This window comes from Patescibacteria group bacterium (assembly GCA_028710985.1).
In the GTDB taxonomy this organism is placed as follows: domain Bacteria; phylum Patescibacteriota; class Patescibacteriia; order JAHJFT01; family JAHJFT01; genus JAQTTB01.
This window is the reverse complement of sequence record JAQTTB010000001.1, coordinates 159,320-174,661: the sequence shown is the minus strand read 5'-3', so window position 1 is coordinate 174,661 and position 15,342 is coordinate 159,320. Positions and strand designations below refer to the sequence as shown.

The 15,342-nt window shown below is 47.7% G+C and carries 19 protein-coding genes and 1 pseudogene; 18 read left to right on the top strand and 2 right to left on the bottom strand.

The annotated features are described in order from the left end of the window. Positions 1–936, top strand: a complete 936-nt coding sequence (locus PHW53_00845; protein ID MDD4995009.1) for a PEP/pyruvate-binding domain-containing protein — start codon at positions 1–3, stop codon at positions 934–936. Positions 937–946: 10 nt separating this feature from the next. After that, a complete protein-coding gene (locus PHW53_00840) occupies positions 947–1,465 on the top strand; it encodes a hypothetical protein (protein MDD4995008.1) in 519 nt (172 codons plus the stop codon). 70 nt (positions 1,466–1,535) lie between these two features. Here PHW53_00840 and PHW53_00835 read toward each other — a convergent pair whose 3' ends face one another. Next, positions 1,536–2,141 carry a hypothetical protein gene (locus tag PHW53_00835; GenBank protein MDD4995007.1) on the bottom strand — a complete coding sequence of 202 codons (606 nt, stop codon included), beginning with the start codon at positions 2,139–2,141 and terminating at the stop codon, positions 1,536–1,538. A 153-nt stretch (positions 2,142–2,294) separates the two neighbouring features. Here PHW53_00835 and PHW53_00830 point away from each other — a divergent pair, with 153 nt between their 5' ends. Together PHW53_00830 and PHW53_00825 are read left to right on the top strand one after the other, a co-directional pair. Beyond that, positions 2,295–4,190: a hypothetical protein gene (locus PHW53_00830; protein ID MDD4995006.1), complete on the top strand. Its 1,896-nt coding sequence runs from the start codon at positions 2,295–2,297 to the stop codon at positions 4,188–4,190. Positions 4,191–4,259: 69 nt separating this feature from the next. Further along, the gene (locus PHW53_00825; GenBank protein MDD4995005.1) at positions 4,260–5,174 is read left to right on the top strand and encodes a tRNA 4-thiouridine(8) synthase ThiI; all 915 of its coding nucleotides are present in this window, start codon (positions 4,260–4,262) and stop codon (positions 5,172–5,174) included. 29 nt (positions 5,175–5,203) lie between these two features. Here PHW53_00825 and PHW53_00820 read toward each other — a convergent pair whose 3' ends face one another. Continuing rightward, a complete protein-coding gene (locus PHW53_00820) occupies positions 5,204–5,377 on the bottom strand; it encodes a bL28 family ribosomal protein (GenBank protein ID MDD4995004.1) in 174 nt (57 codons plus the stop codon). Between the two features lie 59 nt (positions 5,378–5,436). Here PHW53_00820 and PHW53_00815 point away from each other — a divergent pair, with 59 nt between their 5' ends. The 14 genes and pseudogenes from PHW53_00815 (at position 5,437) to rplV (ending at position 15,265) form a co-directional block, all read left to right on the top strand. Further along, complete coding sequence (locus PHW53_00815; GenBank protein ID MDD4995003.1) at positions 5,437–6,108, top strand: site-2 protease family protein; 672 nt, start codon at positions 5,437–5,439, stop codon at positions 6,106–6,108. Between the two features lie 264 nt (positions 6,109–6,372). Then, on the top strand, positions 6,373–6,789 hold the full coding sequence (rpsL, locus tag PHW53_00810) for a 30S ribosomal protein S12 (GenBank protein MDD4995002.1): 417 nt from the start codon (positions 6,373–6,375) through the stop codon (positions 6,787–6,789). Between the two features lie 139 nt (positions 6,790–6,928). Next, positions 6,929–7,399, top strand: coding sequence for a 30S ribosomal protein S7 (rpsG, locus tag PHW53_00805; GenBank protein MDD4995001.1), 471 nt, complete (start codon positions 6,929–6,931; stop codon positions 7,397–7,399). A gap of 13 nt (positions 7,400–7,412) precedes the next feature. Further along, positions 7,413–7,616: a hypothetical protein gene (locus PHW53_00800; protein MDD4995000.1), complete on the top strand. Its 204-nt coding sequence runs from the start codon at positions 7,413–7,415 to the stop codon at positions 7,614–7,616. Between the two features lie 14 nt (positions 7,617–7,630). Then, entirely contained in the window at positions 7,631–9,706 is a 2,076-nt protein-coding gene (fusA, locus tag PHW53_00795; protein ID MDD4994999.1) for an elongation factor G, read from the top strand. An 18-nt stretch (positions 9,707–9,724) separates the two neighbouring features. Continuing rightward, positions 9,725–10,015, top strand: a complete 291-nt coding sequence (locus PHW53_00790) for a hypothetical protein (GenBank protein MDD4994998.1) — start codon at positions 9,725–9,727, stop codon at positions 10,013–10,015. Between the two features lie 201 nt (positions 10,016–10,216). Continuing rightward, positions 10,217–11,407, top strand: a complete 1,191-nt coding sequence (gene tuf, locus PHW53_00785; GenBank protein ID MDD4994997.1) for an elongation factor Tu — start codon at positions 10,217–10,219, stop codon at positions 11,405–11,407. Positions 11,408–11,469: 62 nt separating this feature from the next. Then, positions 11,470–11,817 (top strand): 30S ribosomal protein S10, encoded by a 348-nt coding sequence (rpsJ, locus tag PHW53_00780; GenBank protein ID MDD4994996.1) that lies wholly within the window; start codon positions 11,470–11,472, stop codon positions 11,815–11,817. Positions 11,818–12,033: 216 nt separating this feature from the next. After that, positions 12,034–12,642 carry a 50S ribosomal protein L3 gene (gene rplC, locus PHW53_00775; protein ID MDD4994995.1) on the top strand — a complete coding sequence of 203 codons (609 nt, stop codon included), beginning with the start codon at positions 12,034–12,036 and terminating at the stop codon, positions 12,640–12,642. Position 12,643: 1 nt separating this feature from the next. After that, entirely contained in the window at positions 12,644–13,279 is a 636-nt protein-coding gene (gene rplD / locus PHW53_00770) for a 50S ribosomal protein L4 (GenBank protein MDD4994994.1), read from the top strand. A 1-nt stretch (position 13,280) separates the two neighbouring features. Next, positions 13,281–13,727, top strand: a complete 447-nt coding sequence (gene rplW / locus PHW53_00765) for a 50S ribosomal protein L23 (GenBank protein ID MDD4994993.1) — start codon at positions 13,281–13,283, stop codon at positions 13,725–13,727. Between the two features lie 6 nt (positions 13,728–13,733). Continuing rightward, the gene (gene rplB, locus PHW53_00760; protein ID MDD4994992.1) at positions 13,734–14,579 is read left to right on the top strand and encodes a 50S ribosomal protein L2; all 846 of its coding nucleotides are present in this window, start codon (positions 13,734–13,736) and stop codon (positions 14,577–14,579) included. Positions 14,580–14,582: 3 nt separating this feature from the next. Beyond that, positions 14,583–14,933: a 30S ribosomal protein S19 gene (gene rpsS, locus PHW53_00755; GenBank protein MDD4994991.1), complete on the top strand. Its 351-nt coding sequence runs from the start codon at positions 14,583–14,585 to the stop codon at positions 14,931–14,933. 5 nt (positions 14,934–14,938) lie between these two features. Beyond that, positions 14,939–15,265, top strand: a pseudogene (gene rplV / locus PHW53_00750) (50S ribosomal protein L22). The last annotated feature ends 77 nt before the right edge of the window (positions 15,266–15,342 follow it).

Sequence of the window (15,342 nt, the reverse complement as noted above, 5' to 3'; positions counted from 1 at the left end):
ATGTTTATCAAAAATTTTAAACAGCTTTCTGCCAAAGACGTGGCTATTGCCGGCGGCAAGGGGGCGTCGCTCAGTGAGATGACCCGGGCCAAGATGCCGGTGCCGCCCGGATTCGTGGTGCTCGCTTCGGCATTTGACGAATTTTTGAAAATTTCGGATTTGAACGTGGAAATCGCGGCGATTCTCAAAAAAGTAAATTCACAGGATATTAAATCCGTGGAAGAGGCGTCAATAAAAATCCGCGACTTAATCCGCGATGCCGAGTTTCCGGAAGAGATGGCGAGAGAGATTAAAAAGTCATTTAAAGATTTGGGCGCGGAATTTGTGGCCGTGCGTTCATCCGCCACGGCCGAGGATTCGGCAATTGCTTCCTGGGCCGGAGAGTTGGAATCATATCTTGATATCACCGAGGGGCGGATCGCGGCCGCGATTCAAAAATGTTGGTCATCGCTTTATACGCCGCGCGCGATTTTTTACCGTTTTGAAAAAAATCTGCATGAAAGAAAAGTTTTGGTAGCGGTTGTCGTACAAAAGATGATTCAGTCCGAGGTTTCGGGCATTTGTTTTACCGCGCATCCGGTAACCAAGGATTTAAACCAAATGGTGATTGAGGCGGGCTGGGGACTGGGTGAGGCGATTGTCGGCGGCATCATCACGCCGGATACGTATATTGTCGATAAGCCAACGCTCGCGATTCTGGACGTGAATGTGAGCCGCCAGGAAAAAATGATTTCACAGAGCACGGTCGGCACCAGGGAGACCGCGGTTCCCCGCGAGCGCCAGACCGTGCAAAAAATTTCCAATAAAGACATCGTCGCGCTTGCGAAAATTTGTAAAAAAATCGAAGAGCATTACGGCGCGCCGCAGGATATTGAATGGGCGCTTGAGGGCGGAAAATTTTATATCGTCCAATCACGGCCGATTACAACTCTTTAATTTTTTTATAATGCCGCAAGAGAAGGATAGAAAATTAAACCGTTTGAGCGAGTACGATTATTCGCAAAACGGTTTTTATTTTATTACCACATGTGTTAATGATCGTTCGCATGTTTTCGGTTGCATTCATGACGGCGTGATGCAATTAAATAAATTTGGCGAGATTGTCAAAAAACAATGGTTGTGGTTAGCGGAACAATATTTATATATCAAATTGGATCAATCCGTTGTAATGCCCAACCATTTTCATGGAATAATAATCATCAATAATCCCATCGTAGGGACAGGTCGCGACCACGACGTAGGGACAGGTCGCGACCTGTCCCTACCGGGAAAAATTAAACCGATTCCCGAATTGATTGGCGCGTTTAAAACCACATCATCAAAATTAATTCATCAAATGGGTTTAACGGATTTTCGATGGCAAAGATCGTATTATGATCATATCGTCCGATGCGATGACGATTTGGAGAGAATCCGCAATTATATTATTAATAATCCGATTAAATTAATTGAATTGGGCGAATAATTAAAAAAAATAACCGATGACAGAGAGTCGTCGGTTTTTTCGTGCGCCGCGGCCAAGGGGCCGGGGCCGCTCACTTGAGGTTGAGATCCGCGAAGCGGATGTAGTCGGTGTCCATGACCGCGTATCCGCCCCTATCCGGACCCATGGAGTAGATCAAGGAATCGCAGTTTGCGATGGGGTAGGGTGTCTTGTCGGCGCGCGTGGTGGCGAGTTCGGCGAAGGCGCCGTGGGAGACGACCCAGGCGACGTTCTGGCGGTGCTCGCGCATGTCCATGGCGAGTCCGTGCAGGGTGAGCTGTAGGTGATCGCGCTGGCGGCGGACCCGGGCCGAGAGTTCGCGCGCCGCCTTGACCATGCCGCCGGCCGCCGCGATCTCGCTTTCGATTCTTGCCTTTTCGAGCTCATTCTCTCCGGGCAGAACGAGTTTTGGTGCGGTCAGGAAACCCTGGTTCTCTTCGGGCCGGAGTTCGCACATGTTCACCGAGATGCCCATGAAGCTCGCGGCCATGCGCGTGTGGACCGTTCCCGAGTGGACAATGCGCTCGGGCATAAATCCCCGGTCATCAACCAGGTAGCGGGCGAGCTTGATGGCGTTCACGATGCCTTCGAGCGTGATGCCCCTTTCGTTATGTCCCGGGTGGCGGCAGACGATAATGGTGATTTTTTCCTCTTCCATGTCCCTTCCTCCTCCAAAAATTAAGGTGCGTTTTACTGAAAGGTGATAATACCCTGTTTTGAGCGGGGAGTCAAGGGGCTTGACAATAAAGCGGATTTTTGTTATACTTCAGCGTTAAATACGTTATAATTGCCAATGAATAATACTCAATTTATGTTTAAGAAAATCACGATATATTTACTAATTTTGAGCCTCGGGCTGGGGTTTTTTGTTGTTCAGACGCCGGAGGCGGATGCAAACACCCAACGCTGGGATTTTGCCGAGGGAATTAATGACATCTATTTAGCCAATGGAAAATTATACGTGAGCAACTCGGATATTTCGGTGATTGATGGGGGCGTGAATGCAAAAAATTTAAATATAGATTTAGAAGGATGCGCGGCGGGTGAATCGTGCGACACTCGGATTTTTTCTACGGTTCTTAGCAAGGATGGCAGCACATTATATTTTGCCGGTCGTTTTACCAGCGTGAATAATGAGGCAAGGAATGGCTTGGCTGCGGTTGATGCATTAACCGGTGAATTAAAGCCTTGGAATCCTGCCCTGCATATTGATATACATAAATATCCCAACGGACATATTACTGATTGGGGCAAGTTAATTTTAAGTCCTGATGGCGCGTCGCTATATTACACGGATACTATGGCCAATCCAGATCTGCCAAAAATTTATAAAGTGAATGCGTCTTCGGGTACGGTAAGCGAAGTCCATGTTAATTGGGGTATAGAAGATGGTGCTAATAAGTCGTACTCAATCCAGGATCTTTTTATCAGCCCTAATGGCAGAAAGTTATATATATATTTTGACAGGATTTTTCCGAGTCGTTACACCATGCATCTGGCGGAAATAATTGAGGTTGATATTGGCAGCGGCGCGGTCAGAAATATCCACGAAATAAGACCGGATGATAATCACCACTATGGTGGCGTTTACCACATGGCGATGAGTCCGGACGGGCAAACATTATATATTAGCGGTTTATCAGACATGGTCACAGGTTCGACAATTTACAGTTATTATTTGAGGGTGATTGACATTGATTCAGGCTCTTATCGTAATATACTTTTAAAAAGGGTGGATGCCGCGGTAAGTCTGAATTATAATTCCTACGAAGATATTTTTGTCAGTCCTACGGATGGAAGAATATTTATTATCTTGGAGACGATGTATTCCACTTCCGGTGACGCTCATGTAAATGATAACGGCGAACTCGTAATCAACGAACCTTTCACCATTAATACTTTGGTGGAAGTCGATCCGGATGATGGTGATAATGTCTCAATAGGTTTGCCAGGTAATTTTATATCTAGAGAATGTGCCATCAGTGAAGATGAGGAAAATATTTTCGTTTCCGGTTTATTCTATATCGGCGCTCCACGCTCTTCGGATTATGAAATTTCCTATGCCGCGGTTAAGCTGTCACTTGATAATTCTTATGTGGCTGGGTCAACACAATCATCCGGTACTACGGTTACGGTCATGGATAATAATTTTCTTACCGGCGAACTGGCGAAAGAAATCGGCAAGCCCACGGTTTATCTTTTGCGCAACGGTTACAAATATCCGATTTTGAACGGCCAGGTTTTTGAAGCCTGGGGCTGGCGCTGGGAAGATGTGAAAGAATATTCAAGCCTGGCGCAGTATCCGACCTCGAGCGTGATTAATTATCCGACAGTCAATAATCTGCCGAGCGGCACCTTGGTAAAGGGCAGCCAGGCGGCGGTTTATGTGGTCGCCAAGGGCATCAAATATCCGATCAAGAATGAATATGTGTTTGAGCATCTCGGTTTTCAGTGGAATAAAATCCGTAATTTTACCGACGCGGAAATTAATAAATTATCTTCCGGCACAATGATTTCCGAACTGGTTCATCCGGATGGTTTGCTGATTAAATATAACGGCAGTCCGGCGGTGTACTTGATCGAGAACGGCGCGAGAAGGGTGTTTGCGACCGAGGCCGCATTCTTCGGCCATGGATATAGCTGGGGACAGGTTTTGAATGTTTCTCCAACCATAACCTATCCGACCGGCGCAACGATAGCGATATAATTAAAAAAATAAAGCCCCCCGTTCGCGGGGGGTTTTTGTTTTTATGCGGCATCGTGTTATTATTGATTTATGTCTAAAGCTCTCTTATTATTTTCCGGCGGGCTGGACTCGTCGCTCGCGTATAAGATTTTAGAATCACAAGGCGTGGATGTGACGGCCTTGTTTTTTCGCACGCATTTTTTTGATGAAGAAGCGGCGCGTGAGATTGCCGAAGCGAATGAGATAAAATTACGGGTTGAAAACGTGGGTGACGAGCATCTCGCGATTGTCAAAGCGCCGAAGTTCGGCCGGGGGAGCGGAATGAATCCGTGCATTGACTGCCATTTATTTATGATCCGCAAGGCAAAAGAAATCATGGAGCGCGAGGGTTTTGATTTCCTCGCGACCGGCGAGGTGCTGGGACAGCGGCCCATGTCGCAGAATCTCGGGTCGATGATGAAGATTGAGCGCGAGGCCGGCCTCGCCGGAAAAATCGTGCGGCCCCTTTCCGCCAAAGCTTTGCCCGAGACCGAAGCCGAAGAAAAAGGACAAATTCGCCGCGAAAAATTATTTGATATCCGCGGCCGGAGCCGCGGCACGCAGTTTGAACTCGCGGATAAATTCGGAATAAAAAAATTCCAGACTCCGGCCGGCGGGTGTCTCTTGACCGACCCGGATTATTCGCGCCGCCTCAAGGAACTTAGCGAACACTGGCCCGATTATACGGCCGATGACGCGGACATACTCCGCCACGGACGGGTTTTTTGGCACGGCGAAAACATGATTGTCGTGGCGCGCGACGCGCAAGATTGTAAAATGCTTATTAAAATTGCCAAGCCGCGGGATATTGTTTTGGAACTTGCCGATATTGTCGGACCGACTGTAATTATTCGCGGTAAAGCGATCGATGATTCGGCGATTGAAAAAGCAAAAGAACTTTTAATGAAATATTCTCCGAAGGTGAAAGGAATTGCATCGCCTGAATTCAAAATTACAAAAATATAAAAACGTCCCGATCGCGATCGGGACGTTTTTTATTTTGTCTTGGACATGGTCCTGATGCACTGCGTGCAGATTTTTACTTTCTTGCCGGCGATTTTTTTTGACTGGAGATTAATTTCATGGGTCCGGAGGGTGGCAATATTTGATTTACTGCGCGAGTGGGTAAAACTTTTTCCTCTCTGGCAAATGTCGCAAACTTTAGCCATAATGGTTGCGTTAGTGTTATAATATGGTCGTAGTTTAGCATAGTATTAAATTTTTTGCAATGGTCCTGGATTTGCTTCTGAAAAATCCGTTATTATTTATCGTCTGGGTTCTGGCGGTTGTTTTTGCGCTTACGGTCCACGAATTCTGCCACGCGCTTGCCGCTTACGTTCTGGGCGACAAGACCGCGGCCGGAGCCGGGCGTCTCACCTTAAATCCCATGGCGCACATTGATCCAATCGGTTTTTTAATGCTCATGGTCGTGGGAATCGGCTGGGCAAAGCCGGTGCCGTTCAATCCGTATAATCTTAAGTACCCGAAATGGGGGCCGGTTCTCGTGGCGCTTGCCGGGCCGGCGTCCAATCTCGCGAGTTTTTTTATTTTGGGATTTGCGGCCCACGCGTTAATCGGTTTCGGACTCGGATATCAAAATTTGCTCGTGGTTCTCCTGATTTTTACAATTTTTATTAATGCGATTTTGCTTTTCTTTAACATTATTCCCGTGCCGCCGCTTGACGGTTCAAAGATCCTCTACGCGGTCCTTTCTTCGCCAAAATACGCCGGGCTCCGCGCGCGGCTCGAACTTCAGGGCCAGTATCTTTTATTGATGCTGCTTGTGATAAATTGGGTGACAAACGGACTTGTGCTTTCGCCGATTTTCGGCGGCGCGCTTTATTTGTTCAAGATAATTGGACTAGTTGACCCGCTTGTGGCAACGTTCGGATTATTTTAAGACGGTTGATTTTTTTAGGGATTAAGGGCTAAATAAAATTAGCTCTTTTTTGATTGAGGAGGGAGAAGATGAAGAAAAAGCGGAAATGCGGCTTCATGTAAAAATGGCTTAACTTAGCCCAAAAATGTCGATCTTTCGCCTGCGCTGCGTGCCGGTCTTGACCGGTTCGTTTTTTTATGTTATTTTAGTCTTGCTCTGTTACAAATATTACTCTCTTGACTCTTTTTTGTTTTTAGGCTAAAATCACATCAATCTTATTTTATTATGCCAACAATCAATCAGCTAATCCGTAAGGGGCGGCATCAGTCAAAAAAGAAGTCCAAATCTCCGGCCATGCAGTTTACCATGGACACGCTTCACCGCCACAAGACCGAGCTTCCAACCGGAAGTCCTTTTAAGCGTGGCGTTTGCGTAAAGGTTACAACCACGACTCCGAAAAAACCGAACTCGGCTCTCCGCAAGATTGCCCGTGTCCGTCTCTCAAACGGCATGGAGGTCACGGCTTATATTCCGGGAGTAGGGCACAATCTGCAGGAGCATTCAATCGTGATGATACGTGGCGGGCGTGTTAAAGATTTGCCGGGCGTGCGCTATCACATCGTGCGCGGCGTTTATGATACAACCGGTGTTGAGGGACGCCGTCGCAGTCGTTCGCTTTACGGAGCTAAGCATCAAAAATAAACCCGTCCCTGCGGCAATGCCGCAGGGCACCAGGGCGGGTTTTTTAGACAAAGTGTCGCCTGCCTGCCGGTAGGCAGGGCTCCGCCGACCTTATCAAACATAATTGCCCCGATAGTCATCGGGGCCACTAATAAACCCTATGCGTGGAAAATCCCAAGCAACAAAGCGTAAAATAAATGCCGACCCGAAGTACGGATCGATCATTGTTTCAAAGCTCATCAATCATATTATGAAGGGCGGTAAGAGGAATACGGCCGAACGCGTTATCTATGATGCCTTTGAATATATTTCGCAAAAAACCAAACAGGATGCCCTGGAAATTTTTGAAAAAGCGTTAAAGAATGTTACTCCGATTCTTGAGATAAAATCCCGGAGAATCGGCGGCGCAAACTATCAGGTGCCGACGCCGGTGCACGGAGACCGCCGCAATATGCTCGCGTTCCGCTGGATTATCGGAGCGGCGCGCGCCAAAAAAGGCCGGCCGATGCACATGAGAATCGCCGAAGAGCTGATCGCTGCGGCGGATAATCAGGGAGATGCGGTCAAAAAGAAAGAAGATGTTCAGCGCATGGCGGAAGCCAACCGCGCTTTTGCGCATTTTGCGCGCTAATTTAGCGAAAAATATGCATCCCGAATTTACGGATTTTTCTTCCGAAGAGCGTGAAAAAATTATACAGGAAGTTGAAGAAAAATTGGAAGAAGAAGACAAATATCCGGATCTCGAGATCCGCAGTGAAGATAAAAGCATGAGCAAGGCGGTGCGAGCCGGACGCGGCAGCAAAAGAAAGGGTGTCGGACGAGCGCCGGGTAAAAAAGTGAGGATTTAAATTTTTTTTATTTTATGCCAAGGGAATACAGTCTGGAACAAACAAGAAATATCGGAGTCATCGCTCACATTGATGCCGGAAAAACCACGGTCAGTGAGCGCATTCTTTTTTATACCGGAAAAAAACATAAAATCGGCGAGGTGCATGAGGGCGCGGCGGAAATGGACTGGATGGAGCAGGAGCGCGAACGCGGCATCACCATTACTTCGGCGGCAACGACTTGTTTTTGGAAAAATTCACGCATTAACCTGATTGATACCCCCGGCCATATTGACTTTACGGTTGAGGTAAAGCGGTCGCTCCGTGTTTTGGACGGCGCGGTCGTGGTTTTTGACGGCGTGGCCGGCGTTGAGCCGCAATCCGAAACAAACTGGCACTATGCGGATGATTACAATGTGCCGCGCATTTGTTTTATCAATAAACTTGATCGTACGGGCGCGGATTTTTATTGGGACCTGGGCACCATTCACGAACGCCTGACAAAAAGAGCGTATCCAATCCAGCTCCCAATCGGCACGGAAGCGAATTTTATGGGCCTCGTTGACCTGCTTGAGAAAAAAGCTTATCTCTATAAAGATGATTTGGGAAAAGAAATCGAGGTTACCGAGATTCCGGCCGATCTTGCCGATAAAGCGGCTGAATATCGCGCCAAGCTCGTGGAGGCAATCGTTGAAAATGATGAAGCGCTGATGAATAAGTATCTTGCGGGTGAAGATATTCCGCTTGACGCTTTGCGCGCGACGCTGCGCAAGGCGGTAATAAAGGGGGATATTGTGCCCGTGCTTTGCGGCAGCGCCCTCAAGAACAAGGGCGTACAGCATATGCTTGACGCCGTGGTTTATTATCTGCCATCGCCGCTTGATGTTCCTCCGGTTATTGGTTTTGATCCGAGTGATAAGACAAAGGAAATTGAAGTTAAACCCGATGATAATGGTCCGTTTACCGCGCTTGCCTTTAAAATTGCGACCGATCCATTTGTCGGTAAATTGGCGTTTTTTCGAGTATATTCGGGCAAGCTTTCCGCGGGTTCATACATTTTAAATTCCTCAAACGGAAAAAAAGAGCGCATCGGACGAATTCTGCGTATGCATGCAAACCACCGCGAAGAGGTTAATGATGTTTATGCCGGGGAAATTGCGGCCGCAGTCGGACTCAAAGAAACAACGACCGGCAACACGCTTTGCGACGAAGCGCATCCCGTGGTTTTGGAATCAATCGTGTTTCCGGAACCGGTTATTTCGGTCGCCATTGAACCTAAGACAAAAGCCGACCAGGAAAAAATGGGTATGGCGCTCCAGAAGCTCGCCGAAGAAGATCCGACCTTCCGCGTCCGGAGTGATGAGGAAACCATGCAGACCATTATTTCCGGCATGGGCGAACTTCATCTGGATATTATTGTTGACCGCATGAAACGCGAATTCAAGGTTGAGGCAGATGTCGGCAAGCCGCAGGTCGCTTACAAGGAAACAATTAAAAATAAAGCCGAGGCCGAAGGAAAATACATCAAACAATCCGGCGGCCGCGGACAATATGGGCATTGCTATCTGCGTGTTGAGCCGAATGAACCGGGCAAGGGCTATGAGTTTAAAGATGAAATCAAGGGCGGCGTGATTCCGAAGGAATATTTGCCCCCGATCCAAAAGGGCGTCAAGGAAGCAATGGAACGCGGTGTGCTCGCCGGATATCCGGTCATTGACGTCAAGGTTGCCTGTTATGATGGTTCGTTCCATGAAGTCGATTCTTCAGAGGCGGCGTTTAAAATTGCCGGTTCCATGGCCTTCCAGGAGGCCGCGCGCCGCGCCAAGCTTGTTTTGCTTGAGCCGGTAATGAAGGTTGAGGCGATTACTCCGGAAAATTTCATGGGTGAAGTAATCGGCGACCTGAATTCACGCCGCGCCAAGATTCAAGAAATGCGCGACCGCGGAAAGTTGAAAGTGGTGGATGCATTCGTGCCGCTTTCCGAAATGTTCGGTTACGCCACGGATCTGCGTTCAATGTCTCAGGGCCGAGCGAGCTATACCATGGAATTTGATCATTATGAAGAGGTGCCTAAAAACGTCGAACAATTGATTATCGAGGGAAAAAAATAATATTAATAAATTAATAATATGAATTGGCAAAAGTTTCTCAATCTCGTAAAAAAAACCGGAGACCGGCTCATTGTTACGGATCAGGGGGAGGGGGAGGCTTATGTGATAATGTCGTTTAGCGCCTATGAAGAGCTGACCGACCGGCTGAATAATCAGAACCGTGTTGAGGAGGCGAGCGAAAAGTGGGCGGGAAATGGGGATCTTGGCAATAACGATTTTGCGGAAGTCAAAGAACCGGTCGGTGAACCATCGTTTGATGAAACGCCAGTAAGTGAAGAAGAGCGTTTTTATCTTGAACCGATTGAGTAAAGGGCTTGCAAAAGATTTGAATTGTGCTATAATTTTATTTGCTTTTAGTTCAATTTGGCAAAATTTATTCTAAATTTAGCGTAAAAATTGCCTTTTTGGACTCAGAGAATTTAATATATTTACTAATTTACCTAGCAGCGGTTGGGTAAAACCCTTCGCTTCACCAGTTGTGGAGGGGCCGCTCGCAATAGGAGAGCCAATATGGCAGAGAAATTTCAAAGAACAAAGCCGCACGTCAATGTCGGCACAATCGGCCACGTTGACCACGGCAAAACTACGCTAACTGCCGCTATTCTTGCGGTTATGAACGCGCATGGCATGAAGGCGCAGTCTAAGTCAGTTGACCAGATCGACGCGGCTCCGGAAGAGCGTGAGCGCGGCATTACCATTGCCACGGCGCACGTTGAGTACGAAACCGAAAAAAGGCACTATGCCCACGTGGATTGTCCTGGCCATGCTGATTATATTAAGAATATGATCACCGGCGCGGCCCAGATGGATGGCGCGATTCTTGTGGTTTCGGCTGCGGACGGACCCATGCCGCAGACTCGCGAGCACATTCTTCTCGCAAGGCAGGTCGGTGTTCCTTCAATTATTGTTTTCTTGAATAAGGTTGACATGGTTAATGATAAGGAGCTTATTGACCTGGTTGAAGAGGAAGTGCGCGACCTTTTGAAGAAATATGAATACCCGGGCGACACAACTCCGATTATCCGCGGTTCAGCCACCAAGGCGCTTGCGAACCCGTCGGACGAGGAAGCCTCAAAGCCGATTCTCGAGCTCTTGAAACAGCTTGACGAATATATTCCGGAACCCAAGCGTGAAACCGATAAACCTTTCCTCATGCCGGTTGAAGACGTGTTTTCAATCGAGGGCCGCGGCACAGTAGTGACCGGTCGCATTGAGAGAGGCGTAATTCATATTAACGAGGATATTGAAATTGTCGGTATCAAGCCAACCCAAAAAACCGTGGCGACGGGCATCGAAATGTTCAATAAGTCATTGGATGAGGGCCAGGCAGGCGACAATGCTGGTATTTTGCTCCGCGGCACCAAGAAAGAAGAAGTGGAGCGCGGCATGGTTATCGCCAAACCCGGTTCGGTGACCCCGCATACTGAATTTGAAGCAGAAGTATACTGCCTTACGAAAGAGGAAGGCGGACGCCATAAGCCGTTCTTCAAGGGATATAAGCCTCAATTCTATATCCGCACGACCGACGTGACGGGTGAGGTTGAACTCCCGGAAGGCACGGAAATGGTTATGCCCGGCGATACGGCGAATCTCAAGATAAAGCTTATTGTTCCGGTTGCGCTTGAAGAAAAGATGAAGATTGCCGTCCGTGAAGGCGGAAAAACCGTGGGTGCCGGTGTGGTAACCAAGATCATTAAATAAAAAAAAATATTGGCCCCCTGGCGGTAACGTCGGGGGGCCAATAAGGCATTGATCTTTCTAACATGTCAGAAGAAAAAACAACTAAAAAGGAAAAAGAAGAGGAAATAAAGCAGAGAATCAGAATAAAGATTCGGGCGTATGATAATAAGATTATTGATCAGGCGACGCGGACAATCTTAGATACGGCCGAAAGGACCGGCGCCCAGGTTTTGGGACCGGTGCCTCTTCCGACTGAAAAAAGAAAGTATACGGTAAACCGTTCCACGTTCGTGCATAAAGACGCGCGCGAGCAGTATGAGATGAGAGTCCATAAGCGTCTGATTGACATTATCGATCCGACGCCCAAGACCATTGATTCCCTCATGAGCCTCAATCTGCCGGCCGGCGTGGATGTAGAAATAAAAATGTAAATTTATTCATCTTTTCATGGCAGCAAAGAAAGATTCTTTCTCCGATAAGTCGGAGCGAGAAAAACCTTTGTGGGTCAGCGAAAAGAGCAGGAGAAGATTGTAAATTGAATATTCATTAAAAAGCCTTTGATTGCGCCGCGGGCGCTCGCAAAGAGCTGGAAGCCTCAAAGCAAAGCAATTTGTTTTTGGACTTCTGGTTTTTAATTATCACCAGAAATTATGAAATTTATACTGGGTAAAAAACTTGACATGGACCAGGTTTGGGATGAGAAAGGGATTAGAATCCCGATTACCTGGATTGAGGTAAAGCCTTGCCAGGTGACTCAAATTAAGTCCAAGGAAAAAGACGGTTATACAGCCGTACAGATTGGTTGCGGTGAGAAGAGCAGGCTGAATAAGCCGCTTGGCGGACATCTCAAAGATCTTCCGAAGTTTAGGTATTTGCGTGAATTTAGAATTGAAAATTCGGAAACTTTTCAGCGCGGTCAGGAAATAAAAGTTACAATTTTTAAACCCGGTGAAAAGGTTGTAGTTGCCGGCATTTCAAAGGGAAAGGGGTTTCAGGGTGTTGTAAAAAGACACGGTTTTGCCGGAAGCCCAGCGACCCATGGCCACAAAGATCAGCTTAGAATGCCGGGTTCCATTGGCGCGACCGATCCGCAGCGCGTTTTTCTCGGCACAAGAATGGGCGGCCGCATGGGATGTGACCGCGTCACGGTAAAAAATCTTGAGATTATTCAGATCGATGAAGCGGGTAATCGTATTGCGCTTAAAGGCGCGGTGCCGGGAGCGAAAAATTCACTTATTGAATTAGTCGGAGAATAATATGGCCGAAGCGAGCGTTTACAATAAGGAAGGAAAAGAAATAGAAAAGATTGAATTAAATCCGAAGATTTTTGGCGTGGAAATAAATCCCGTGCTGGTTCACGAGGCCGTGGTTGCGGCAATGGCGAACAAGCGCCGGATTTATGCCCATACCAAAGGACGCGGCGAAGTGCGCGGAGGCGGCAAGAAACCGTGGAGACAGAAGGGTACCGGCCGCGCGCGTCACGGTTCAACCCGTTCTCCGATCTGGGTTGGTGGCGGTATAACGTTTGGTCCGACAAGTGAAAGGAATTATTCTGTAAAAATCAACAAGAAGGTTAAGAGAAAAGCGCTCCTGATGGCTCTCTCCGCCAAGGCGGGAGAGGGACAGATTATTCTTATCGACGATTTGGAAATCTCATCTCCGAAAACCAAAACGCTTAACGCGATGTTCAAGAAAATGCCGGGCGTGGGTAAGAAACTGCTTTTTGTCTTAGATAAACCGAACCGCGAGATTATGCGCGCTGTCCGCAACATTTCCTGGGTTAACGCAATCGGCGCCAATAATCTGAATTTGATGGACGTGCTTTCCTATCCGCAGATTCTTTTTCCAAAGAACGCTCTGCCGGTTATTGAGAAATTATACAGTCTGAAATAATATGGGATTTTTTGACAAATTTAAAAAGGTGAAAGAGAAGCAGATTGGCGACAAGAAGATTGCGTCAAAGGTTATTAAGGATAAAGAAAAGAAAGCTGCGACGAAGGTCGGCAAAGCCGAGCGCAAGGAAAAACAGGCGGCGCGCAAAGAGTCGGTTGATACCGGGCTCGCTTATCGCAATCTGGTTGAGCCGATGGTTTCGGAAAAGGCTTCAATACTTGCCGCACAGGGCAAATATGTTTTTAAGGTGAACCGGGAGGCGAATAAAATTGAAATTAAAAAAGCGGTTGAAAGAGTTTTTAACGTAAAAGTTCAGGATGTGAATGTAATTAATATGAGAGGTAAAAAAGTGCGTTTTGGTCGCGTCAGTGGAACAACTAAGTGCTGGCGTAAGGCGGTCGTCACACTCGTGCCGGGAGAAAAGATTGAATTATACGAAGGCGTTTAATAAATTATGCCAATCAAACATTACAAACCCACAAATAAGGGACGCCGACTTTCTTCGGTGCAGGATTTTCGGGATATCACAAGGCATGAGCCGGAGCGCGGTTTGATTTTGGCGAAAATGAATAAGGCCGGCCGCACCGGCGGTAAGATTACGGTGCGTCATCAGGGCGGTGGCGAGAAACGCTATATCAGAATTATTGACTGGAACCGCAGTAAATATGATATTCCGGCGCGCGTCGCGACAATTGAGTATGATCCAAATCGCGGAGCCCGCTTGGCGTTGCTTATTTATGCGGACGGAGCAAAGAGCTACATGATTGCTCCAGATGATATTAAGGTCGGTGATTCGGTCGTGTCCTCTAAGACACTTGGCGAAATAAAATCAGGCAATCGTTTTCCACTCGGACTCATTCCGCCGGGCATCCCGGTATATGACTTGGAATTAACACAGGGCAAGGGCGCCCAGCTGGTGCGGGGTGCCGGTGTGTCGGCGGTAATCATGGCGGTTGAAGGGGAGTATGCGCAGATAAAAATGCCGTCTGGAGAAATTAGGCTCATTCCCAAGAATTGTATGGCGACCATCGGTCAGGTTTCAAACCCGGATTGGGGTTTGGTGCGCTGGGGAAAGGCCGGCCGCACGAGACTCAGGGGTATCCGTCCGAGCGTGCGCGGCAAGGTTATGAATCCGGTTGACCATCCGCATGGAGGCGGCGAAGGTAAGAACCCGATCGGCTTAAAGCATCCAAAGACTCCGTGGGGCAAGCCGGCGCTTGGTGTTAAGACCAGAAAGCACAAAGGTTCGGATAAATTAATTCTTCAAAGAAGGATAAGTAAAAAGAAAAAAAGACAATAATTTATGTCACGCAGTTTAAAAAAAGGTCCGTATGTCGACGAAAGGCTTCTTGCGAAGGTCGCAAAGTTGAAGCCGGGCGATAAAACGGTGATTAAAACTTGGGCGCGTGCGGCAACTATTACACCGGAAATGGTCGGATTTATTTTTGGCGTGCATAACGGAAAGATTCATCTGCCGGTTCTTGCCACGGAAAACATGGTCGGTCATAAGCTCGGAGAATTCGCGCCGACCCGCAAATTTATCCGCCACGGCGGCAAGATGCAGAAAGAGCTTGAAACAAAGCAGGAAGAAGGCGCCGCAGCGGCATCTAAAGCGGCGCAGGCACCGGCCGCTGGTGGAAAATCAGCTAAATAAAAAATATGGAAGTTAAAGCAAGAGCAAAATATATAAGAATCGCGCCGAAAAAAGTCCGGCTCGTTGCCAATCTCATCAAGGGGATGGATGTCGAGCGCGCGCTTTTTGAACTCGCGCATCTCAGAAAAAATGCGAAGGTTTGCGTTACAAAGCTTTTAAATTCGGCGATTGCTAATGCTGAACATAATTTTTCACTAAAGAAAGAAAATTTATTTATCAAACAAATTACGGCTGACGGCGGTCCGATACTGCATCGATCCATGGCGCGGGCTCACGGGAGCGCGGCGCCAATCAGAAAGCGCACTACCCACCTTGCGATCGTGCTCGCCGAAGTTACTCCAAAGGAAGTAAAACCGGGCAGGGAATCCAAAAAACCGGTCGTCAAATCAGTTAAGAAACCGGCCGTAAA